At 38.2% G+C, this 23,590-nt stretch carries 23 protein-coding genes; 12 read left to right on the plus strand and 11 right to left on the minus strand.

Features of this window, described 5'->3' with window-relative positions; genetic code table 11:
- From oxyR to rubA, 4 genes are all read right to left on the minus strand, one after another.
- The gene (oxyR, locus tag MKX14_RS09440; RefSeq protein ID WP_002117503.1) at positions 1-909 is read right to left on the minus strand and encodes a LysR family transcriptional regulator OxyR; all 909 of its coding nucleotides are present in this window, start codon (positions 907-909) and stop codon (positions 1-3) included.
- 6 nt (positions 910-915) lie between these two features.
- Positions 916-1,860 carry an esterase EstB gene (gene estB, locus MKX14_RS09445; RefSeq protein ID WP_032056843.1) on the minus strand — a complete coding sequence of 315 codons (945 nt, stop codon included), beginning with the start codon at positions 1,858-1,860 and terminating at the stop codon, positions 916-918.
- Positions 1,861-1,912: 52 nt separating this feature from the next.
- On the minus strand, positions 1,913-3,094 hold the full coding sequence (gene rubB / locus MKX14_RS09450; RefSeq protein WP_017387143.1) for a rubredoxin reductase RubB: 1,182 nt from the start codon (positions 3,092-3,094) through the stop codon (positions 1,913-1,915).
- Positions 3,095-3,188: 94 nt separating this feature from the next.
- On the minus strand, positions 3,189-3,353 hold the full coding sequence (gene rubA / locus MKX14_RS09455; RefSeq protein ID WP_000760495.1) for a rubredoxin RubA: 165 nt from the start codon (positions 3,351-3,353) through the stop codon (positions 3,189-3,191).
- A 446-nt stretch (positions 3,354-3,799) separates the two neighbouring features.
- On the opposite strand from rubA, the gene MKX14_RS09460 reads away from it, so the two are divergent.
- Positions 3,800-4,240 (plus strand): SRPBCC family protein, encoded by a 441-nt coding sequence (locus MKX14_RS09460; RefSeq protein ID WP_046812729.1) that lies wholly within the window; start codon positions 3,800-3,802, stop codon positions 4,238-4,240.
- A gap of 15 nt (positions 4,241-4,255) precedes the next feature.
- Here MKX14_RS09460 and MKX14_RS09465 read toward each other — a convergent pair whose 3' ends face one another.
- Positions 4,256-4,744, minus strand: a complete 489-nt coding sequence (locus tag MKX14_RS09465; protein WP_240282326.1) for a YqiA/YcfP family alpha/beta fold hydrolase — start codon at positions 4,742-4,744, stop codon at positions 4,256-4,258.
- Between the two features lie 256 nt (positions 4,745-5,000).
- Here MKX14_RS09465 and lysS point away from each other — a divergent pair, with 256 nt between their 5' ends.
- The 5 genes from lysS to cysN all read left to right on the plus strand — a co-directional run bounded on the left by lysS (position 5,001) and on the right by cysN (position 11,092).
- A complete protein-coding gene (gene lysS / locus MKX14_RS09470) occupies positions 5,001-6,530 on the plus strand; it encodes a lysine--tRNA ligase (protein WP_002117806.1) in 1,530 nt (509 codons plus the stop codon).
- Between the two features lie 187 nt (positions 6,531-6,717).
- Positions 6,718-8,160, plus strand: coding sequence for a capsule assembly Wzi family protein (locus MKX14_RS09475; protein ID WP_240282327.1), 1,443 nt, complete (start codon positions 6,718-6,720; stop codon positions 8,158-8,160).
- 255 nt (positions 8,161-8,415) lie between these two features.
- Positions 8,416-8,547, plus strand: a complete 132-nt coding sequence (locus MKX14_RS09480) for a hypothetical protein (protein ID WP_080026499.1) — start codon at positions 8,416-8,418, stop codon at positions 8,545-8,547.
- Positions 8,540-9,448, plus strand: coding sequence for a sulfate adenylyltransferase subunit CysD (cysD, locus tag MKX14_RS09485; protein WP_000140408.1), 909 nt, complete (start codon positions 8,540-8,542; stop codon positions 9,446-9,448). The genes MKX14_RS09480 and cysD overlap by 8 nt, the downstream gene beginning before the upstream one ends.
- 30 nt (positions 9,449-9,478) lie before the next feature.
- Positions 9,479-11,092: a sulfate adenylyltransferase subunit CysN gene (cysN, locus tag MKX14_RS09490; RefSeq protein WP_240282328.1), complete on the plus strand. Its 1,614-nt coding sequence runs from the start codon at positions 9,479-9,481 to the stop codon at positions 11,090-11,092.
- A gap of 50 nt (positions 11,093-11,142) precedes the next feature.
- On the opposite strand, the gene MKX14_RS09495 is transcribed toward cysN, so the two are convergent.
- On the minus strand, positions 11,143-11,700 hold the full coding sequence (locus MKX14_RS09495; protein WP_174724340.1) for a DUF2239 family protein: 558 nt from the start codon (positions 11,698-11,700) through the stop codon (positions 11,143-11,145).
- Between the two features lie 213 nt (positions 11,701-11,913).
- On the opposite strand from MKX14_RS09495, the gene MKX14_RS09500 reads away from it, so the two are divergent.
- Positions 11,914-12,426 (plus strand): hypothetical protein, encoded by a 513-nt coding sequence (locus MKX14_RS09500; protein WP_002117749.1) that lies wholly within the window; start codon positions 11,914-11,916, stop codon positions 12,424-12,426.
- 43 nt (positions 12,427-12,469) lie between these two features.
- Here the strand turns inward: MKX14_RS09500 and citN are convergent, their stop codons facing one another.
- From citN to nahR, 3 genes are all read right to left on the minus strand, one after another.
- Positions 12,470-13,807: a CitMHS family transporter gene (citN, locus tag MKX14_RS09505; protein WP_002117607.1), complete on the minus strand. Its 1,338-nt coding sequence runs from the start codon at positions 13,805-13,807 to the stop codon at positions 12,470-12,472.
- A 563-nt stretch (positions 13,808-14,370) separates the two neighbouring features.
- The gene (gene ytfL / locus MKX14_RS09510) at positions 14,371-15,696 is read right to left on the minus strand and encodes a hemolysin family protein (protein WP_046812724.1); all 1,326 of its coding nucleotides are present in this window, start codon (positions 15,694-15,696) and stop codon (positions 14,371-14,373) included.
- 123 nt (positions 15,697-15,819) lie between these two features.
- Positions 15,820-16,809 carry a LysR family transcriptional regulator gene (nahR, locus tag MKX14_RS09515; protein ID WP_004703082.1) on the minus strand — a complete coding sequence of 330 codons (990 nt, stop codon included), beginning with the start codon at positions 16,807-16,809 and terminating at the stop codon, positions 15,820-15,822.
- 587 nt (positions 16,810-17,396) lie between these two features.
- Here nahR and aceA point away from each other — a divergent pair.
- Positions 17,397-19,001, plus strand: coding sequence for an isocitrate lyase (gene aceA, locus MKX14_RS09520; RefSeq protein ID WP_002117581.1), 1,605 nt, complete (start codon positions 17,397-17,399; stop codon positions 18,999-19,001).
- 55 nt (positions 19,002-19,056) lie between these two features.
- Here the strand turns inward: aceA and cutF are convergent, their stop codons facing one another.
- Complete coding sequence (gene cutF, locus MKX14_RS09525; RefSeq protein ID WP_108008637.1) at positions 19,057-19,527, minus strand: copper resistance protein NlpE; 471 nt, start codon at positions 19,525-19,527, stop codon at positions 19,057-19,059.
- A gap of 187 nt (positions 19,528-19,714) precedes the next feature.
- On the minus strand, positions 19,715-20,038 hold the full coding sequence (locus tag MKX14_RS09530; RefSeq protein WP_046812723.1) for a hypothetical protein: 324 nt from the start codon (positions 20,036-20,038) through the stop codon (positions 19,715-19,717).
- A 201-nt stretch (positions 20,039-20,239) separates the two neighbouring features.
- On the opposite strand from MKX14_RS09530, the gene MKX14_RS09535 reads away from it, so the two are divergent.
- The 4 genes from MKX14_RS09535 to ureC all read left to right on the plus strand — a co-directional run bounded on the left by MKX14_RS09535 (position 20,240) and on the right by ureC (position 23,577).
- Positions 20,240-21,115: an urease accessory protein UreD gene (locus MKX14_RS09535; RefSeq protein WP_213067225.1), complete on the plus strand. Its 876-nt coding sequence runs from the start codon at positions 20,240-20,242 to the stop codon at positions 21,113-21,115.
- Between the two features lie 101 nt (positions 21,116-21,216).
- On the plus strand, positions 21,217-21,519 hold the full coding sequence (ureA, locus tag MKX14_RS09540; protein ID WP_002117495.1) for an urease subunit gamma: 303 nt from the start codon (positions 21,217-21,219) through the stop codon (positions 21,517-21,519).
- Between the two features lie 11 nt (positions 21,520-21,530).
- A complete protein-coding gene (ureB, locus tag MKX14_RS09545) occupies positions 21,531-21,839 on the plus strand; it encodes an urease subunit beta (protein ID WP_046812721.1) in 309 nt (102 codons plus the stop codon).
- 37 nt (positions 21,840-21,876) lie between these two features.
- A complete protein-coding gene (ureC, locus tag MKX14_RS09550) occupies positions 21,877-23,577 on the plus strand; it encodes an urease subunit alpha (protein ID WP_046812720.1) in 1,701 nt (566 codons plus the stop codon).
- Positions 23,578-23,590 lie beyond the last annotated feature (13 nt).

The raw sequence follows: 23,590 nt of genomic DNA on the forward strand, positions 1-23,590 counted from the left end.
TTATTCATGTAAATTGGTGGTGATTTTCTGCATAATTTGCAGTAATACATCGAATTCACTTTGTAGTGGAGTACTTTTACGCGTAACGAGAGCCAAAGTGCGGCTTGGAGCATCTTCAATTGGTTTCGCAGTAATCTGATCATTAAATTTGATCATACTGTTTTCAATTGCAATTTCTGGTAAAAGCGTAAAGCCTAAATCAGAAGAAACCATTTCAACTAATGTTGGTAAAGAGCTTGCTTTTAAACGGTTGTCGTTTTTACGTTCACCGATAGGGCATGCACTTAAAACGTGGTCACGTAAACAGTGACCTTCTTCAAGCAAAATTAATCTTGATAAATCAAGATCATCTAGTGAATTTGCTTGCAAAGCATTTGTATCTTGTTTACTACATACAAGGTACAAATTTTCTTTTGAGATTTCAGCGACTTTTAGGCCTCTGGTATCAAACGGTAGAGCAAGAACAATCATGTCTAGATTACCGTGTTCTAGACGCTCTACAATTTTTTCACTTTGAGCTTCATGCAGATGCAACTGAATTTTAGGTAACTGCTGATGCACTTCATCAAGTAACCGTGTCAGGATAAAAGGTGCAATGGTTGGGATAACGCCCAAATGCAAGTCACCTGTTAACGGCTCACTCATTTCACGGCTCAATCGCATTAAATCTTGAGCATCTGCTAGTAGTACACGGGCACGAGCAACGACTTGTTCACCCAATGGTGTTAAACGCACATTCTGACGGTCACGCTCTACCAGAACGCCACCTAACAACCGTTCAAGCTCCATGATGCCGCCTGATAACGTCGATTGCGTGACAAAAGAGCGGCGTGCTGCTTCAGTAAAATGCAAAGTTTCCGACAACGTAACTAAATATGATAGCTGTCTTAGTGAGGGTAATGCAGCCATAGTGTCCTAGTATGATGATTTAAAATGATGCGCAAATAAACCGCTAAGCTGAGGAATAAAATGTGCAGGGATATCATGCCCCATTCCATCAATTAATTCAAACTTAGCACCGGAAATTGCTTTTGCTACAGCCTTACCGTGACTAGGTGGAAGTAAGCGATCACGAGAGCCATGTAAGACTAACGCAGGTTGCTTAATTTCACGGTCCAGTTGAAGTAAGGAGCCTGTACATAATATTGCTAAAAACTGTTGAAGTACACCAGCAGGATAATAGCTACGTTGATAAAGTTTGCGTGCAGTTTGCATTGCTTCAATCTGGTTGACGTAACCAGGTGAACCAATCAATTGAAATAGTTTTAAACTGTGATTAACAATACCTTCTTCGTCACGTGACTCAGGTTTGCCAATTAAACTCAAAAGCTGTTTCGGAAAAGGAGGGGGTAAAAAAGGCTGATTATTACTTGTAAACATGAGCCCCAATTTCTCAACCTTTTCAGGATATTTTGCTGCAAGAATTTGAGCGATCATCCCACCCATTGATGCGCCAATGACATGTGTTTTAGCCACGCCTAAGCGGTCAATGAGCATTGATACATCATCTGCCATATCATGCAGAGTGTAAGGCGCCCCTTGGTTACTTAACCCCAGCGCAAAGCGACCCATCAATTTAACTGTATTTAATCGTTTCCCTTCATGACGTACTTTTGAAGAAAGGCCAATATCACGGTTATCAAAACGAATAACACGAAAACCTTGATCAATGAGTGATTTACAGAAAAAATCCGGCCAGAAAAGCATTTGAGCTCCAAGACCCATAATCAGCAAAATGGTTGGATGTTCCGGTTTTCCACCTACTTCTACATGTAGCTCAATACCATTGCCTAAGTTGACCTTGGTTTCTTGCATGAAAGATGTGTACGGCGAAATATTAAACTGTAAGGCACTATTCATGTTATTCATTCCTTAAAGGAATACTCACAAAAGAGTATTCCTGATTCAAACCTTATGCTTGGGCTGGAATAAGATCTGGAACAAGCTTTGTTAAAGTTAAGCGTTGTTTACCTGCTGTTGCACCTAACAATACGAAACCACGCAATGTTCCTTCATTGTCAATTGCTTTAGCAAGCATACCATCGTCGAACTCTTCTGTTTCCCAGTTCACTTCTACATCTACTGGAGCTGGTAACACTGTAAGTGGAGCTGCAGGAGTTTTTACTGCAACTGGCATAGCAGGGTAGTGCACCGCAGTTTGTTGTCCGCTGAGGGTTTTTGCAAGAGCACGCGCTTGCTGCATAATTGGCATTACATATGGAAGTAGTGTGCCATTTACTTCAGCACAATCGCCAATTGCATAAATGTCGGCTTGATTCGTTTCAAGTAAACTATTGGTAATAATTCCACGGCTTGTTTGAATATCTGCACTTTTAGCAAGTGAAATATTTGGCTGTAAACCAATGGCTGAAAGAACAATGTCTGCGACCAACGTTTGTCCGTTTGCGAGTGTAATCGCGTAATCTTCGCCGTTATTAATTTTGCTGACTTTTTCAACCGTTGTGCCTAATGCAAATTTAACACCAGCCTCTTCGAGATTTTGCTGGAATGCAGAGGCAATATGACCTGGCAATAAGCGACCTAATGGTTGAGGTGCCAAATCAATGACAGTGATGTCATATTCACTGTGAAGTAAGTCATTGGCAAATTCACAACCAATTAAACCAGCACCTAAAATAACAACACGTTTGTCTTTACGTTGAGCTAGATTTTCACGGAAAGCACGGTAATCAATTAGCGAGTTCACTACATGAATGTCATCGCTACCATCGCCTGCAATTGCAAGACGAATTGGGTTAGCACCCACAGCTAAAATCAGTTTTGAATAGGGTTGATTCGAAGTTACCCCGTCTTTTTCAAGAACAAGCTCATGACGTTCAGCTAAAATTTCTTTTACAAAAGTGAAAGGCTCAATACGCATATTGAGTTGGGTACCCATTTTAGCAGCATCACCTAAAGCAATCTGTTCAGGTGCTTTTTTACCTGCAAATGCATTTGATAATGTTGGTTTTGCATAATTCACTGCATCATCCGCACAAATCATCACAAGTTCTTGCTCTGGGCTAAGTTTACGAAACTCACGTGCTAAGGTATAACCCGCCATGCCTGATCCGATAATGACGATAGGATGCATTTTTTTCTCCAGAGTTAGAATTGTTTATTTAATACGGTAATGGGTAATATTCGTAAAAAAGACCATGTCAATCATGGCCTTTTACTTTAAGTCATTAGATTTCGATCATTTCGAAGTCAGCTTTTGAAACGCCGCAATCAGGGCAAGTCCAGTCATCAGGGATATCTTCCCATTTTGTTCCAGCTGCAATGCCGTCTTGTGGCCAACCTTCTGCTTCATCGTAAATCCATCCACAAACGATACATTGATATTTTTTCATGAGACTCTCCGCACTGATAAGTTTGCTCAAAGCTGCCTTTCAGTAAAACTATTCCATCTATTAATAATGTAACCACGATCCGGTCAATAATAACCAATGTGCCTTTGATCGGATATCAAATTTTTACGCAGTTCTACATTTAATGTAAAGCAAATAACGGAGTTTAATCATTCGTAAGCAAAGATGAATGGCAGGTTAGGACAAATAAGTGGTTTTTTAGGCAAAACTTGAGCACAAACTAATAATAACTAATACATTCTTAACGTTAATTTTAAACTTAATCTTGTTTGTGAAATTATTGAGAGATAAAAAGTATCTGCTCATTTAAAAGATTTATATAATAAGAAAGCTAAATAACAACAAATAAAGATTCAACAGATGTCATTATTAAACACGAAAATTAAAATTCGACAGTATAAGAACGGAATAAATCAGGGAACTTAAGTATGGAAAATTTAGTATACGAAGTAGAAATTGAGGCGCCTATAGAAAAAGTATGGGAGTTACTTTGGAATAACGAGACATATAATGCTTGGACAAAATTTTTTGCTCCAGACTCTTCAATGCGTACTGATTGGCAAATCGGTGGTAAAACTTATTTCCTAGATGGTGAAGGCAATGGCATGGTCTCCACCATTGAAGAATTGAAAAAGCCGGAAATCTTGATTTTTAAACATTTAGGAATGATTAAGGACGGTAAGGAAGATTTAGAAAGTGAAGAAGTTAAAGGCTGGAGTGGTTCCCAAGAAAAATATTTTTTAAGCCAACACGATAATATAACTACTTTAAGAGTCGAATTGGCCACCTTACCTGAATATATGGGTATGTTGAAAAGTGGCTTCGTTCAAGGATTTGATGTCATCAAGAAATTGGCAGAAGAAAAATAGGCAATCGGCATCAATTTAAGCCAAATATTTTTTATAAATTTTCATAATCAAATCATTGAGGCGAGAAGGATAGGCCAAACGATGATGTCCGCCTTCAAACGTTTCAATATTCATGTAGGGCGCAAGTTTTTCTTGAACTTGATACATATCGAGTTGCTCATCTCCTAATTCTAAATAGGCCATTTTAGGATTAGAGAGGGTAAGTTCCTCTTCGGAAAGCTGAGGATAATCAGGTCGAAAACTAGGCGTAAGACTTGGATTCGCCACAATCACAGCTAATTTATGTTGAGCGGCAGTTTTTAAGGCCCAATATCCTCCAAGGTTGTGACCAACCAGTAAATCTGGTTTGATCGTCTGAATAGCTTGGTGATAAAAGTACTCAACAGATGCATAACTTAGGTTACGATAATCAACGTCAATACAAAATTTTTCAGGATGTAAAATGGCGTGGAACTTTGTTGATTCACGAGAAGAATCCAAGCCATGTAAAAATAGAATTTTCATTATTTACGACACAATCTCATTGATAAAATACAAGGCAAAAAGGGCCTTTGAATATCGAGGTTATTTGGATTTTTTTCTATTTTACTAAAAGCTTTAAAAAATGATCTTAGCGATTGGTCTAAGTCATTTTGCCTTTAAAAAGTACTGCTCGTTTCCATAAATTGTCTTTTTTCATTTTTGTTTGATTGAAATCATTCGAAAAACTCCTGCAATCTGTTAAGCTATGCCACTTCATTTTTACTTAATCGAGGCAGAGATGACGCAACAAAACGCTCAATCGACTTCTGAACCAACTATTTCCGAAAACGATTTAATTGCACAGCGTCATGCCAAATTAAAGCAAATCCAAGATGTTGCGAAGGAAACTGGAAAGAGTCCTTGGCCAAATACTTTTAAGCGTGAACATTACGCTGCTGATCTACAAGAACAATTTAAAGATCAGTCGAAAGAACAAATTGAAAGCGCTGAGCATGTCTATGTAAAAGTGGCTGGCCGTGTCATGTTAAACCGTGGTTCTTTCATGGTGATTCAAGACATGACAGGTCGTATTCAGTTATATGTTGACCGTAAAGGCTTACCAAAAGATATTCTTGAAACTATTAAAGGTTTAGATCTTGGTGACATTATTGCTGCCGAAGGTTATATCGGACGTTCAGGCAAAGGTGACTTATATGTTCATCTTGAAGGTTTTGAACTTCTTACAAAATCGCTTCGTCCGTTACCAGATAAATTTCATGGCTTAAATGACACAGAAGTTAAGTACCGTAAACGTTACCTTGACTTAATCGTGAATGAAGAAACACGTAAAACTTTTGAAATCCGTGCCAAAGTTGTTGCAGGTATTCGAGCATTTTTAAACAATGAACGTTTCATGGAAGTTGAAACGCCAATGATGCATGTGATTCCAGGTGGTGCTTCTGCACGCCCATTCGAAACACATCACAATGCTTTGGATATGCCTTTATTCTTACGTATTGCACCTGAACTTTATTTGAAGCGTTTAGTGGTTGGTGGTTTTGAGCGTGTGTTCGAAATTAACCGTAACTTCCGTAATGAAGGGGTGTCAACACGTCACAACCCTGAATTCACGATGATCGAGTTTTATCAGGCATATGCTGATTATAAAGACTTAATGGCATTGACTGAAAATATGCTTGAAAAGTTGGCTTTGGATATTCTAGGTACAACCGATGTCCCTTACCAAGGTGAAGTGTTTAGCTTCAAAGGACCATTCAAAAAAATCTCTATGTTCGATGCGATCTTAGAGAATAATCCGCAGTTCACACCTGAAAATGTAGGTGATCGCGAGTTTCTTGCAAAATTTATTCGTGAAGAGTTGAAAGAAGAGGTTAAGCCAGGTTTTGGTTTAGGTAAGCTTCAAACGATCGTATTTGAAGAAACTGTTGAAACTAAACTGCGTCAACCAACATTTATTACTGATTACCCAGCGGAAACTTCTCCATTGGCGCGTCGTAATGATGACAATCCACACGTTACAGATCGTTTTGAATTCTTCATCGGTGGTCGTGAGTTAGCAAATGGCTTCAGCGAGTTAAATGACCCAATCGATCAAGCTGAGCGTTTCCAAGCGCAAGTTGCTGAAAAAGACGCTGGTGATGATGAAGCAATGCATTACGATGCAGAGTTTGTTGAAGCACTTGAATATGGTTTACCTCCAACAGCAGGTGAAGGTATTGGTATTGACCGTTTGGTTATGTTATTTGCTGACGCGCCAAGTATCCGCGATGTAATTTTATTCCCGCATATGCGTCGTAAAGAAGGTTAACCTTCTAAGATGCAAAAAGGCAGTATTTAATACTGCCTTTTTTTATTACCTTTTATATCTAGAAACTTACCTAATTATACTAACCTTAAGATAGCGTTAAAAAATGTAATTGCACAGTTTAACAATTGCAAAGTTGTGATAAAAAAATTAAGGTGTTGCTCATAAATAACTTTGAGAATTGGCTGGCATGTTTCTAAGAAAAACACTTTCGATTGCAATATTGGCAACTGCTTCATCCGCTATTTTTGCACAAGGTTTAGTGCTAAATAATGAAGACTTACGTACCGACTTAAACTGGTTAAATCAACAAGGTGTTATCAGTATTAGCACCTCAACTTGGCCGTTAAGTGGTGATGAAATTCAAAGAGCACTTTCTCAAGCAAAAGTGTCTCATCCAGCTCAACAAAAAGTTATTAACTCAGTTCTTAATGCATTAAAAGCAGATAACAATACAGTTAAAGTGGGTGCTTTTGCTGAAACTGATAGCAAAAATATTCCTCAAGCATTCGGTGATAACCAAAAAGCTCAATATCAAGGTTCGTTAGAGTTTAATGCTGGCGGTGAAAACTGGGATGCTAAAATCCGAGTAAATGCAGAAAAAGATCCTCAAATTGATAATGGGCAGGACGTCAATGTTGAAGGTTCATATGTCGCTGGTAAACTTTGGAATCAATGGGTAGTTGCGGGTCAAATCCCAACATGGTGGGGACCTGGACACGATGGTAGTTTAATTCGTGGTGATGCGAGTCGACCAGTTTATGGAGTAACGGCGCAACGTGCTGTGCAAAATGCTTTTGAAACAAAATGGTTATCTTGGATTGGGCCTTGGCAATACCAAGCATTTGCTGGTCAATTAGATGATTATAAAGCAGTACCTGATGCTAAATTAATTGGATTACGTTTAACTGCACAACCATTGCCATATTTAGAACTAGGTGCTTCACGTACAATTCAGTGGGGGGGAGACGGACGTTCAGAAAGTTTTAGCTCTTTATGGGATGCTATTAAGGGCAACGATAATGTCTATGGCGATACCGAAAATCCATCAAACCAATTGGCTGGATTTGATGGGCGCTTATTATTGCAACCTCTTTTAAATATCCCAGTAAGTCTTTATGGTCAATATGTTGGTGAGGATGAGGCTGGTTATTTGCCATCTAAAAAGATGTATTTAGCTGGGGTCGATTATTCGTCAAGCTACAATGACATGCCATATCAACTTTATGCAGAATGGGCTGACACGCGTACTAATGGGGATGTAAAGAGTATCTCTTATACGCATTCGGTTTATAAAGATGGTTATTACCAACATGGTTTCCCATTAGGTCACGCGATGGGTGGTGATGGGCAAATGTATTCGGTGGGTGGCGATATCCGCTTTGATGTCATGAACCGTTTAAGTGGTCGTGCTATGGTGGTCAAAGTTAACCAATCTAACTTGGCAATCAATAAAGCATTCCCTAAAGACGATGAAATCAAAGCCCTTGATTTAACTTGGACGCATTTCATCAAACCTGATCTTCCATTAAAAATTAATGGATGGGTAAGTGATTCGGATCTTGAGGGTAATGATGCAGGTGCATCTATTGGTATTGAAATTCCATTAGAACGTAAAATGTTTGGTTTCTAAGATTAGATCATGCTTTAGAGAAGAGAAGCGACTAATGCTTCTCTTTTTCATGACTTTTAAAGAAATCTAAAAACTAGAACGTGTTTGCTTAAGTTGACTGCACTACTAGCTACGATTATGAAGTTGTGCAAGTGAATCAGCATATTACATGTATATGATTAAATCGAATATCAATATGAAAAAACAAGCAAAAGGAATCGGTTTTAAATCACTATAATGCATAACTAATGCTATAAGCCATATAAAGGCTTGTGGTTGGATTATTTATCACGAAAAATTGGAGTTGTTATGGCACTCGTTCCTCCACATGGTCTTCTACGTGGTGGTTTAATACCGCTTCTAGATTTTATGGGCAAAATGGATAGAGAAGGACGTGTTCATGACTGAATCAAGACTCACACATCTCAAGCAACTTGAAGCGGAAAGCATTCATATCATCCGTGAAGTTGCTGCAGAATTCGAAAACCCAGTCATGCTTTACTCAATTGGTAAAGACTCGGCTGTTATGCTTCATCTTGCGTTGAAAGCATTTTATCCAGCTAAACTTCCGTTCCCATTATTACATGTAGATACTGGATGGAAGTTTAAAGACATGATCGCATTTCGCGATAATATGGCGAAAACTCATGGTTTTGACTTAATTGTTCATCAGAACAAAGAAGGCCGTGAAGCTGGGATCAATCCATTCGATCATGGTAGTTCAAAATATACAGATATTATGAAAACCCAAGCTTTAAAACAGGCTTTGGATAAATATCAATTTGATGCTGCTTTTGGTGGCGCACGTCGTGATGAAGAAAAATCACGTGCAAAAGAGCGTGTTTACTCATTCCGCGATAGCAAACACCGTTGGGACCCGAAAAACCAACGCCCTGAACTTTGGAATCTTTACAACGGTAAAGTGAACAAAGGTGAAAGTATTCGTGTATTCCCATTATCGAACTGGACAGAGTTGGATATCTGGCAATATATCTATTTAGAAAATATTCAAATTGTTCCTCTTTATTTCTCTGCTGTTCGTCCAGTAGTAGAGCGTAGCGGTACGTTAATCATGGTTGATGATGAGCGTATGCGTCTAAAAGAGGGTGAAGTTCCACAGATGAAGTCTGTACGTTTCCGTACGCTTGGCTGTTATCCGTTAACCGGTGCAGTTGAGTCTGAAGCAGATACGTTACCTGAAATTATCCAAGAGATGCTTTTAGCCACGAGTTCTGAGCGTCAAGGTCGTATGATTGACCATGATGAAGCGGGCTCAATGGAAAAGAAAAAGCAAGAAGGCTATTTCTAAGACAATTTCTAAATTTGTGGAGTTTGAGCAATGTCTCATCAATCAGAATTAATCAGTCAAGATATCTTGGCCTATTTAAAGCAACATGAACAAAAAGACCTTCTACGCTTTTTGACTTGCGGTAACGTAGACGATGGTAAAAGTACGCTTATTGGACGTTTACTCTACGATTCAAAATTGATTTATGAAGATCAATTGCAAGCAGTAACGCGTGATAGTAAAAAAGTAGGAACTACGGGTGATGCACCAGACTTGGCATTACTGGTAGATGGTCTGCAAGCAGAACGTGAACAAGGTATTACTATTGACGTAGCTTACCGTTATTTCTCAACAGAAAAGCGTAAGTTTATTATTGCGGATACCCCGGGACATGAGCAATATACACGTAACATGGCAACAGGTGCGTCAACTGCGGACTTGGCAATCATCTTGATTGATGCGCGTTATGGTGTGCAAACTCAAACTCGTCGCCATACGTTTATTGCAAGTTTGCTTGGTATTAAAAATATCGTTGTTGCAATTAATAAGATGGACTTGGTTGAATATTCACCTGAACGTTTCACTGAAATTCAGATTGAATATGATGCTTTCGTAAGCCAACTAGGTGATCGCCGTCCTGCCAATATTCAGTTTGTACCAATCTCTGCTTTAAATGGCGATAACGTTGTAAATCCATCAGCTCATACGCCTTGGTACAAGGGTCAAACCTTGATGAGCATTCTTGAGTCGGTGGAAATTAGTCGTGAATCGAATAAACACGAATTCCGTTTCCCTGTTCAGTATGTAAACCGTCCAAATCTTGATTTCCGTGGTTTTGCGGGTACCGTTGCTTTAGGTGAAATCAATGTTGGTGATGAGATTGTTGCACTACCATCAGGTAAGCGTTCAACAGTTAAAGAAATCGTTACTTTTGATGGAAACCTTGAGCAGGCTGTAGCGGGGCAAGCGGTTACATTGACCCTGAATGATGAAATTGATATTAGCCGTGGTAACGTTTTGGTACGTGCTGGTGAGCAACCATTAATTTCACGTAGTGTTCGTGCTTCAGTGGTGTGGATGAATGAACATCCGCTCGTGAAAGGTAAGTTGTACAACGTTAAAATTGGTACCCAGACTGTTCCTGCTAAAGTGACTAATATTCACTATCGTGTGAATGTGAATACACTTGAACATACTCATGTGGAAGAGCTTGAGTTAAATGCAATTGCAGATGTTGTAGTTGAGTTCGATGCGCCAGTTGTGTTTGATCAATATCAAGATTCTCGTTATACAGGTTCATTCATCTTCATTGACCGCTTAAGTAACGTAACTGTTGGTGCAGGTATGGTTGAGGCTGCTGTTGAATGGACTGCACATAGCAATCCTGTAACAGCTGAAGATCGTGCTGCACGTTTGGGCCAAAAGCCAGCGGTGATTGGGATTTCTGCACAGTTAATCGAGAAAGCTCAAGTTTTAGAAAGTTTGTTGATTCAGCAAGGTGTAGTTGCGATTGCAAAAGCCAACTTAACTGCTGAACAAATTACTTTATTGCGTGAGACAGGTGTTGTGGTTATCACAACTTCTATAGATGGTACGGATACAGAAGTTACTGCTGAAACCGTTGAAGAGGCAGCTGAAAAAGTTGTGGAATTAGTTCGTCTTTAATAGACTGAATTGATTTTGAAAAACCCGCGTAAGCGGGTTTTTTATTGGATTTAGAAAATACTTTGAGTTTTTAAAGTTAAATATTCTCTTAAATCTTTAGGATAGCTCTGAATCATTTTTAAAAATATATCTCGATCGCCTTGATATAAGGCCCGTGTTGCTTCCTCGTAATTAGGCATATTACCTAACATGGCAGACATAAAACGGTCGATGGCTTGTTTGGCCAGCATAATATTGCCTTCAGAATTTGGATTATTTAACTCTTTATCAATTAACTTGCGAATCACTGCTGATGCACTCGCGCTTTGTTGATCTAACCAATCCCAATGTTTTTTTTGTAAAGTGATTTCACGCGAAATTACTCCGAGTTTAGGTCGTCCAACTTTTTTAATTTCTTCCGGTTCAGCATAACGTTGTTGAATTTCCTGTTCCGAACCAGAAAGATCAAGATCAATTTGTTGACCTGTTTGATCATTAAAAATCAGAATATTTTCCGTTGTTTTCGGAAGATCTTTGAGTTTTTTTGCAAGTTCAATAAGGGAGTCACTCGCAATAAGCGTGCTTCCAGTGAAGGCAGTATAGGTGATTTTAGTATTCATTTTAGCCATATATTTTTATCTGGGTAAAATAATATTAGCAGGGTAAAATTAATTTGGCAAATAATTAAAATTATAACCAAAGAATTATTTGATTTTATGAGTGTAGTCGATGAAGTTAGGACTATAAAAATAGTCAAGATAATGAGCTATTTAAAATTTTACTCTGCTTTAGTATCGCTTTTATGAGAGAATACGCCTTTAGTTGTATGTATAGAGACTCCTATGTTTGAGCAATCTCCTGAATCTTTAAGCGATATCGAAATTTTAGACATTTTACAGTCGATGAAAAAAGATAAGCTAGATACGGAAGCAAATGAGATCATCCGTAACGGGGGGAAAGCAGGACGTCAGGAAGCACATAAACAGGCTTTAGTGGCACTGAATACAAATTTTGAAGAAAAGTTTGTAGAGGCAGTTACTCTTGCACTAGGTTTAAATGCAGCTCAAGCTAAAAAAATTCGCTATAAAAAAGATCGAATTCGTATTTTAAAAGCGCGTGGTATTGATTATTTAGCTATTGATGGTGCAGAAACAGCGCAAGTTTTGGCACAAATTTCACAAGCGATTGTTCGAGAAGATGCAATAGTTACTCATGACTTACATGACATCTTCCCGTTTTGGAAAGAAGGTTGGCCAATGGTTCAATTTGATAATGCCTATAAAATTTTAGAAGAAGATATTAGCTTGCACTTTCATGCGTTCTTAGACGCCATGATTGAGTATATAAATAAATAAAAATAAAAGCCCCGATAGGGGCTTTTTTCTTGTAGAAGAATAATTAAAGTGTGCTAAAGAGCGGGAAAACGCCAATCACTAATGCAGTGCCCATCAAAACCATACATGTTATAAATGCCCACTTAAATGTGAACTTTTGATGATCTGCAAAGTCAACTTTAGCAAGACCGCATAATAAGTAAGTTGAAGGAACAAGAGGTGATAGCAAGTGTACTGGCTGGCCTACAATTGATGCACGAGCAATAGCTTCTGGGCTAATACCGTAATGAGAAGCCGCTTCAGCAAGAATTGGTAGTACACCATAAAAGAATGCATCATTTGACATAAAGAATGTCAAAGGCATACTGACTAAAGCGGTAATCGGTGCAAGATATGGGCCCATGCTTGGAGGAATCATTGCGACGAATTCTTTAGACATCGCCTCAACCATGCCAGTACCAGATAAAATCCCTGTGAAGATACCAGCTGCAAAAATTAAACCTACAACAGCTAAAATACTATCTGCGTGCATTGCGATACGCTTTTTCTGCATATCAACATCAGGATAGTTAATCAGCATTGCAATACAGAACGCTAGCATGAATAGCACTGACATCGGCAAAATGCCTTTAATTAATGCAATCATGAGAATAATAGTAAGTACCATATTCACTTTGCGTAAATGTGGACGCGTCGCTTCAGGGTCTTTTGAAACGGTAATATTGTCACCATGATGACTTTCAAGCTCAATCACGCCTAAACGTTTTTGCTCATAACGACCATATAAATATGCTAGGAAGAATAACCAACCAATACTAATGATCATTGGAAGGATCATCGGTACGAAAATATGGCTTGGATCAACTTGTAACGCACTTGCAGCACGAGCAGTAGGACCACCCCATGGCGTTAGGTTCATTACACCACTACATAAAAGCATAAGCGCAGTCATGATGAGTGTGTTCATTCCTAAACGCTGATAAAGTGGTAACATTGCAGCCACACAGATCATATAAGTGGTTGAACCATCACCATCTAAAGAAACGAGAGTGGTTAAAAACACGGTTCCTAGTGTAATTTTTAAAGGATCGCCTTTAACTTTTTTCAAAATCCATTTAACCGGTGGGTCGAAAAGACCTGCATCGATCATTAAGGCAAAATATAAAATTGCGAATAAAAGCATTACGCCAGTTGGCGCTAATTTTTTGATGCCATCCAGCATCATCTCACTGAGACCTTTAAGTTCAATGTGACTTAAACTTTCAAAGTAATGACCTAGGCCCCAAGCAATGAGAGAAAAAATAAATGGGATGAGAATTAAAGCAATAATAGGGCTTAAACGTTTGGACATGATTAAGTACATGAAGCACAAAATCATGCCAACACCAAGTAATGTCAGCATACAATCAATCCTTTGCCTATAGTTTTACTGAACAAGTTTATTCAAAACTCTGACTTTGATTATTCTTATTAATTTTTATTAAAAAGACAAATAATATATTTAGTTTATTTGGTTAATATATATTCATTTAAAAGGGTGTATTTATGTGAAATACTGAATATATATTATGGTTATAATAGGTTTATAATAAATGAATGCTATTATAAAATAATATAAAGGTATTATAAAAATAAAAATTGTATGGCATTTTTTTTAATTATATATATTGATGAGTCAGATGAGAAGAAGAAGCATTTAGAGGCTAACTTTGAGCTAAGTTGCATAAGTTTGTTTGCAATGTGAATGGGGCTTAATCACTCTATAGGTAGTTAAGAGGTTTAGATTATTTTATTAATTTTCAGTATTTAAACTTTAATAGTGTTACTAAACAAAATAATAATACTTTTAGATTAAAAGAGCAAATTGAATAAATGAATCTAAAATAATTATTACATATATTTGAAAAATTTATTTAGTTTTAAAAATACCCCATCTAAATTGTGAGGTATTTTAATTAATAATCATTAATTTTCATCAATTGATGAATGTGTTTCGGTTTGTTCTAAAATTCGAGTTACAAGAAGTTGGTCAATTTTAAAATGATCGACATCGACAACTTCAAATTTATAGCCACCAAATTCTACAAAATCTGCTGGACGCGGAATTTTACGTAGACGGTACATCATAAAACCTGCGAGCGTCTCATAGTTTTCTTCATCAGGCATTTCATCAATTTCAAGAGCATGTCTTAGGTCATCAATTGGTGTGCTTCCATCAATTAACCAAGAGTTATTGTCACGTTTAATGATTTGCTGTTCTTCTTCGATTGGGGTAACCCAGTCACCCATTACGGTAATCATGATATCACTTAAGGTGATAACACCAACTACAAGCGCATATTCATTAATTACAACAGCGAACTTTTCTTTTGTCGATCGGAAGCGATCAAGTAATTCAGAAAGCGTTAATGTGTCAGGAATAATCAGAACATTACGAATGGTAGACTCATTTAATTGAGTTGGTGATTGATTATTTAAAATGCGTACTAAGAAATCTTTAGCATCAACATAACCAATGACCTGATCAATATTTTCATTACACACTAAAAATTTTGAGTAAGGATATTCTGCTAATTTTTGACGAATACTATCTTCATGTTCATTTAATGTGAAATAAACGACGTTCTCGCGTGTTGTCATGCTTGAGGGTACGGTACGTTCTTCTAGTTCAAAAACATTCTCAATAAAGTGGTGTTCTTGTTTTTGAAGTACACCGGCTTGAGCACCTGCATCCATGACTGCTGAGATATCATCAAAAGTAATATTGTCTTCGCGTGTTGTATTGACTTTGAACAAGCGGAATAACAGATTCGCAATAGCATTAATTCCCCAAGCTAAGGGTTTGCATACCTTAATAAAAACTTGAATCGGGTTAATAACGCTAATTGCAATTTTTTCAGGTGCAATCATTGCCAAGCGCTTTGGCATAAGATCGGCAAATAAAATAAATAGAGAAGTTACTAAAGTGAAGGAGAGGGCAAAACCGATAGTCTGTGTCCAGGGACCTTCATAAAAGCGATCAACTAAAGTGACAAAAAAGGGACGAAAAGCAGCTTCACCCAAAATACCGCCTAAAATTGCAACTGCATTTAGGCCAATTTGAGAAGCTGCAAAAAAATCGGCAGATTGTTCTTGTAGATCAAGTACTTGTTGGGCACGTTCTTCGCCAGCTTCGGCTAAAATTTTTAACTTTACTTTTCTGGCGCCAGCCAATGCAATTTCAGTTAAAGATAAAAAGCCTGCTGCGATGATGAGCAGTACGATGATAATGATATTTTGAAAGAGACTCACAAATCACCCGAGGTTCATCATTATTATGACTATGTTTTAACACAAAAAAGCGCTGAGGTAATCAGATTGATTGCTCAGCGCTTGAAGATAATGTCTAAAATCGACAATTAAATTAAAATTTATTTAATAGTGAGAAAATTGCGAATTATTGGTTAGAAATTCACGATTTTCTTCTTCAATCATTTGACGAGCAACAAATAAAATAAGTTGGCGCAACCAGCGATGAGCTGGATGGTGATGTAATAACGGGCACCAAGCCATTTTAAGTTCAAATTCTGGAATATAAAAAGGAGGATCCTTTATAACCAGTTTTGGATTTTGAGTTTGTAGGCGTGCCATTCGAGTTGGAAGCGTGGCAATCAAGTCAACATTTTGAGCAAGTAATGCTGGCATTTGGTAGTGACGAGTAAATACAGAAATTTTACGACGTTGACCAATACGTTCTAATGCCTGATCGATCCAGCCTAAACCGCCTTGTTTATCTGGATTTACACCAAAGCCTACACCCATACCTGTTTTAGAAACCCAGATATGCTGTGCATCTAGATAACTTTTGAGATTCAAATGGGTTACAGCAGGGTGTTTGTCATTAAGAATACAGCTGAAACTATCACGCCAAACTAAAACTTGGTGGAAACTTTGCGGTATTTCATTAAATCTATTAATTGCAAGATCAACTTTACCTTGTTCCATGTCTCTATAAGACACATCACTGGGTGTAAGAAAGTCGAGTACAACATTTGGAGCTTCAGAGCGTAGAGCTTTGACAAGACGAGGAACTAAAGTTGCTTCGGCATAGTCAGATGTCATAATGCGGAAAACGCGATTACTTGTATAAGGGCGGAATTCGGTACGGGGTTCCAAAATCATGGAAAGATCAGAAAGGGCATCACGAATACGGGGTTGTAATTCAAGTGCACGTTCTGTTGGGGTCATCCCTTCAGAAGAACGGATAAGAAGCGGATCATTAAATAAATTACGTAAGCGACGTAAAATATTACTCATTGCAGGCTGAGTTACCCCAAGCTGTTCGGCTGCGCGCGTAACATTTTTTTCACGAAGAAGTACATCAAGATATATTAATAGATTAAGATCTACTCGCTCCAGATTCATAAAAAAAATACCGAAAATAAAACCCTGAAATTGTTTCAAATTATGCCATATTTAATAATCATTGTGTGAAAAAATGATGAGAAAAGCGACATTTTTTGTAGGAATTAAGTAGGGTGGAAAGACGTTTCAAAGGCACGTTTTTACTGTCTTTGCTGAGTTTTGAATGAAAGAAATCTAAATAGAATATATTTATGAATAACTTCTCAATTTCTAGCATATGAATTGACTTTTTACATTGGCAAAAATAGCCTAATTTACAATTGACATTTAGATTTAAAAATGAGTGGAAAATCTCCAAAAATTGTATAAAAATAAGACTTAGTGAGTTTTTAGAATAAAACTCTATACTCCTTTAGGATAATTTTATTTTTATAAACAAGGTGTTAAAGTTTTTGGTTTTATCTATAATATCGATTTATTAGTATATTTTTTAAATAAATACCGAAGATTAACAAAGGATATTGGATTAATTGATTGGCTAAGTCTAAGCTGTGTTCATGAGGAAGCAGCTGGTGTCATAAGAAATTTAAGTAACGTGACTCTAGGCTTCAATCGATGAAATCCTAAAATGAATACAGGACAATATCATGACTACATATCAAACAGCGATTGATGCAGTACGTCAATTAAAAGCAAAATTCGGCAATACTTGGGCAGACATTAGCCCAGAAGATGCTGCTCGTATGCAACTTCAAAACCGTTTCAAAACTGGTTTAGATATTGCTAAGTATACAGCTGCGATTATGCGTCGTGATATGGCTGAATACGATGCTGACTCAAGCAAATATACTCAATCATTAGGTTGCTGGCATGGTTTCATCGCACAACAAAAAATGATTGCGAACAAAAAATATTTCGGTACTACAAGCAAACGTTATATCTACCTTTCTGGTTGGATGGTTGCTGCTCTTCGTTCTGAATTTGGTCCACTTCCTGACCAATCTATGCACGAAAAAACTTCTGTTCCTGCATTGATCGAAGAAATCTATACTTTCTTACGTCAAGCTGACGCAAAAGAATTAAACGATTTATTCCGTGCGCTTAAAAAAGCACAAGAAGCTGGTGATACTGCTAAAGCAGCTGAAATCACAGCTCAAATCGACAACTTTGAAACTCACGTTGTGCCAATTATTGCGGACATCGATGCTGGTTTCGGTAACGAAGAAGCAACTTACTTACTTGCTAAGAAAATGATCGAAGCTGGTGCTTGTGCGCTTCAAATCGAAAACCAAGTATCTGATGCTAAACAATGTGGTCACCAAGCTGGTAAAGTAACTGTTCCACACGAAGACTTCATCGCTAAGATCCATGCATTACGTTATGCATTCTTAGAAATGGGTCTTGAAGAAGGTATCATTGTTGCGCGTACTGACTCTGAAGGCGCTGACTTGACTCAAAAAATCCCAGTGGTTAAAGAGCCAGGTGACATCGCTTCTCAATACATCAGCTACTTAGATACTCAAGAAATTGACATTGCTGATGCTCAAGAAGATGAAATCTTAATCAAGCGTGATGGTAAATTACACCGTCCTAAGCGTTTACCTTCTGGCTTATATCAGTTCCGTGCTGACACTCAAATTGACCGTGTTGTACTTGACTGTGTGTCTAGCCTACAAAATGGTGCTGACCTTCTTTGGATCGAAACTGCGACTCCAAACGTAGAAGAAATCGCACACATGGTTAACCGTGTTAAAGAAGTTGTTCCAAATGCTAAGCTTGTTTATAACAACAGCCCATCATTCAACTGGACTTTAAACTTCCGTCAACAAGCTTACGATCGTTGGGTTGCTGAAGGTAAAGACGTTTCTGCATATGACCGCGCTAAATTAATGAGTGCTGAATATGACAACACTGAATTAGCTGCTGATGCTGATGACAAGATCCGTACTTTCCAAGCAGATGCTTCTCGTGAAGCGGGTGTGTTCCATCACTTGATCACACTTCCGACTTACCACACTGCTGCTCTTTCTACTCATGAGCTTGCACAAGGTTACTTCGGTTCTGAAGGTATGTTGGCTTATGTTGCTGGCGTACAACGTAAAGAAATCCGCGGCGGTATCGCTTGTGTTAAACACCAAGCAATGGCGGGTTCTGACATCGGTGATGATCACAAAGAAATCTTCTCTGGTGATAATGCTCTTAAAGCACATGACGATGCTAAAAACACAATGAACCAATTCGCAGCTCACTAAGAATTGATTCATAAAAAAACCCGCTCAAATGAGCGGGTTTTTTAATTATTAAAAATTATTTTTTCAAAACATAGTGTTCAGCTAAAGAGCCTTCAACTTTTTTACCTTCCATATCTAAAGCAGTTGCAGTATTTTCACCAATAAAGAATTTACGGTTTTGGCCTTTATCATCTAACGTAATAATTGAAGTATTATCTTTGTCGAAAGTAAAGGTACCATGGGTTTCAAATGGGTTTTTATCACCTTTACCAAGATAAGTTTCGGTCAGCTCGTAGGTTTTATCATCTTTAAGTTCTAATTCGGTTTTAATACCTTCACAGTCTGCGCATGGGAGAGTGCCTTTATATGTGCCGTCCCAATCGAGTGAGTTTTCAGCTGTGTGCGCGCTATCTACAGCATTGTTATTCGCTTCAGTCGTTTGTGCTGGAGCAGATGCTTGAGTTGTCGTGTCGGCTTTATTTTCATTTTTGCTACAAGCGGCAAGAAGGATACTTAAGAGTGCTACTGATAATAATGTTTTTTTCATGATGATCTAAACCTCGGAAAATAAATAAAAAACAAGTAAACAGGCTATGAAATATAAGAGCCTAATAAAAGTTTAAGTATGTAATTTAATTTTAACAAAAGGTAAAGTGAGTAAAATTTGATCAAAAAAGAAAGATATAAAATTAAAAAAAGGCATTCACTAAAAAAATAATGAATACCTTTATATATTAAGGTTGAGAAGAAACTCCACCTAAAGAATCACAAGCTGATTTATAAAGTTGATATTGTTGCTTTATAACTTCATCTAGCGGCATGTCAAATAACTCTTCACCATTTTTATAGCTCTCTACATATGAAGTCGCCTTTTCTTTGCTTACCGCTAAAGACTGTTGGTAGTAAGAATTAATTGAGCTTGTTGCAATCTGACTTGTCTCAACATTTTTACATTCAAAATTATGGAGAATTTTTTCTGCACGTTTGACCTCACTAGATTGGCCAAAAATACACCCAGTTAAAAAGACAAGTGGCGTTAACACGAAAAAAAGTTTCATGGAGAGCAAGTATGGAAGCAACGGTGGGCGCTATTGTATAAATAATTCCATGAGTTACTGTGGTTTTATGTTAGACATTGATTGTTTTTTAACTCATTAAAATCAAAAAATTGTATCTAATTTTATCATTTTGCTTATTTTTATATTTGGTGCGTATTTTGCTTATAACTTTAAGCACTTATTTTGAACATATGAACCAGAATGAATCAGGTACAAACGTTTTCAAAAAACTCTTTAGCACCATTTTGGTATGCGCAATTAGAGCTCGGATTTTGTTTTGAAAATTCACGCACCATAATGAGTCATAGAAAACACCATGGCCCTGTAAGGGTGCAAAAAATGCTCTGGCCTGAAAAAACAGGTGTATGTCATGCGATTATTGTACATCCTCCAGCAGGAATTGCAGGAGGAGATCATCTTACTTTTCAAATTGAAACCAAAGATCAAGCTCATGCGGTTGTAACGACTCCTGGTGCTGGAAAGTGGTACAAAACTAATGAGAAACAGGCCTTTCAGCATATTCATCTTCATGTGCGAGATCGGTCTATTTTGGAGTGGGTTCCACAAGAAACGATGCTGTTTGATGGAGCTCTAGCACACTCAGAAACTCATATTCATCTTGACCATGCTGCCAGTTTTATTGGCTGGGATATGTTGGTACTCGGGCGGCAGGCACGCGCTGAACGTTTTGTGCAGGGAAGTTATCACAACCAGTTTAAGTTGTGGCGAGAACAAAAATTATTGGTTGCAGATACATTGTTTTTTGAGGATGAAGACCGTTGGCTTAGTTCGTGTTTAGGTATGAATAATCAAGCCGTAATGGGAAGCTTCTGGGCGGTTGCTCCTGAGAAATATCGATCTTCATTTTATTTAGAACAACAGCTCGAACTCATTCGTGAATTGATGATGCGTATGCAAGCACCTGTAACTTTAACGTTATTAGATGATGTAGTTTGTGCGCGTTTCTTGGGAAATGATGTCCGACATTGCCATGATGCTTTTGCGGCAATCAGAGCAAGATTGAGGCGTTATTGGTTTGATTTAGATGAGGAATTCCCAAGAATCTGGAGAACCTAAGTTACGTTAAATTGCGTATTTAAAAAACGATTAAAACAAGTATGCTGCTTTTGAGCACGTATTTTGCTTAAAGAAAATTAGATGCTATTTAGGAAAGAGATATGGAACTCAATCCAACAGAAAAAGATAAATTACTTATTTTTACCGCAGGGCTAGTCGCTGAGCGCCGTAAAGCTCGCGGCTTAAAGCTAAATTATCCGGAAGCTATCGCTTTTATTTCTGCTGCTTTGCTTGAAGGAGCACGGGACGGTATGACGGTGAGTGATTTGATGCATTACGGAACAACTTTATTAAAGCGCGAAGATGTGATGGATGGTGTGCCAGAAATGATTGCTGAGGTACAGGTTGAAGCAACTTTTCCTGATGGCTCGAAGTTAGTCACTGTTCATCAGCCAATCGTATAAAAGGAGCGTTTATGATCCCCGGTGAAATCATTACTCCAGATACAGACATTGAGCTGAATGTTGGACGGCAAACTTTAAAAGTTGTAGTTGCTAATATTGGCGATCGGCCTATTCAGGTAGGTTCCCATTTTCATTTTTATGAAGCAAATGATGCACTACAGTTTGATCGTGAAACAGCGAAAGGCTTTCGATTAAATATCGCGGCAGGCACTGCAATACGTTTTGAACCGGGACAAAGTCGAGAAGTAGAGCTTGTTGCTTTAGCGGGTAAGCGAGAAGTATATGGTTTTGCAGGCCGCGTCATGGGCAAGTTGGATTAAACATAACAACGATAATGAAAGAGATGAGTAATAAGTTATGAAAATGTCACGTCGTGCATATGCTGAAATGTTTGGTCCAACGGTTGGAGATCGTATTCGCTTGGCTGATACAGAGCTCTTTATTGAAGTTGAGCAAGATCTAACGACTTATGGTGAAGAAGTTAAGTTTGGCGGTGGCAAAGTCATTCGTGATGGAATGGGACAATCTCAACTTTTAGCCGATGAAGTTGCCGACACTGTGATTACCAATGCTTTGATCGTAGATTGGTGGGGGATTGTAAAAGCTGATGTTGGCTTAAAAAATGGCCGAATTTGGAAAATAGGAAAAGCTGGGAATCCTGATATTCAACCTGACATTACCATTCCTTTAGGTGCTGCAACAGAAGTGATTGCGGGTGAAGGCCAAATTTTAACGGCAGGTGGTATTGATACTCACATTCACTGGATTTGCCCGCAGCAAGTTGAAACCGCGCTAATGTCTGGTACAACAACAATGGTGGGTGGTGGTACGGGACCAGCTGCTGGAACTTCAGCAACGACAGTGACCCCAGGGCCTTGGCATATTGCGACCATGTTGCAAGCCATTGATGATTTGCCTATGAATATTGGATTGTTAGGCAAAGGTAATTTGAGTTTGCCAGATCCAATTCGAGAGCAAATTAAAGCTGGAGTAATTGGGTTAAAACTACACGAAGACTGGGGCTCAACACCAGCAGCCATTGATAACTGCTTGAGTGTGGCAGACGAGTTTGATGTACAGGTCGCTATTCATACAGATACCTTAAATGAAGGTGGTTTTTTAGAAGAAACACTAGCTGCATTTAAAGACCGTACCATTCATACCTACCATACAGAAGGTGCGGGTGGTGGACATGCTCCGGATATTTTAAAAGCAATTGGACAAAGTAACGTGTTGCCATCTTCAACGAATCCAACGCGACCTTATACCATTAATACTATTGATGAGCATTTAGATATGCTCATGGTTTGTCATCATTTAGACCCTGCAATTGCTGAAGATATTGCTTTTGCAGAAAGTCGTATTCGCCGTGAAACCATTGCTGCCGAAGATATTCTGCAAGACCTAGGTGCAATTGCCATGATGTCTTCTGACTCTCAGGCGATGGGGCGCGTGGGTGAGGTGATTTTACGAACTTGGCAAACTGCACACAAAATGAAAGTACAACGTGGCCCATTAGAGGGTGACAATGAGTTTCATGATAATAATCGCGTCAAACGCTACATTGCCAAATATACAATTAACCCAGCCATTACCCATGGTTTAAGTCATGAAATTGGTTCAATTGAAGTTGGAAAACTAGCTGATTTAGTGTTATGGAAGCCGGCATTTTTTGGTGTGAAACCTTCCATGATTATTAAAGGTGGCATGATTGCAGCGGCACCGATGGGTGACATTAATGCTTCAATTCCGACACCTCAACCCGTGCATTATCGCCCAATGTTTGGGGCTTATCCGCGTGGTGTACATAACACCTGTATTACCTTTTTATCTCAAGCCGCAATCGATGAAAAAGTTGCTGAGAAACTAAATCTTAAAAAGTTAATTAGCCCATGTAAAAACACGCGTGCAATTACTAAAGCAGATATGAAGCACAACACATATTGTCCAGTCATGCATGTTCATCCTGAAACTTATGAGGTGCGGGCTGATGGTGAATTATTAACGTGTGAACCTGCTGACGTGTTACCGATGGCACAGCGTTATTTCTTATTTTGATGAATTTTATAGA

Origin of the sequence: Acinetobacter pittii, from assembly GCF_022449185.1 — a bacterium.
In the GTDB taxonomy this organism is placed as follows: Bacteria; Pseudomonadota; Gammaproteobacteria; order Pseudomonadales; family Moraxellaceae; genus Acinetobacter; species Acinetobacter pittii_I.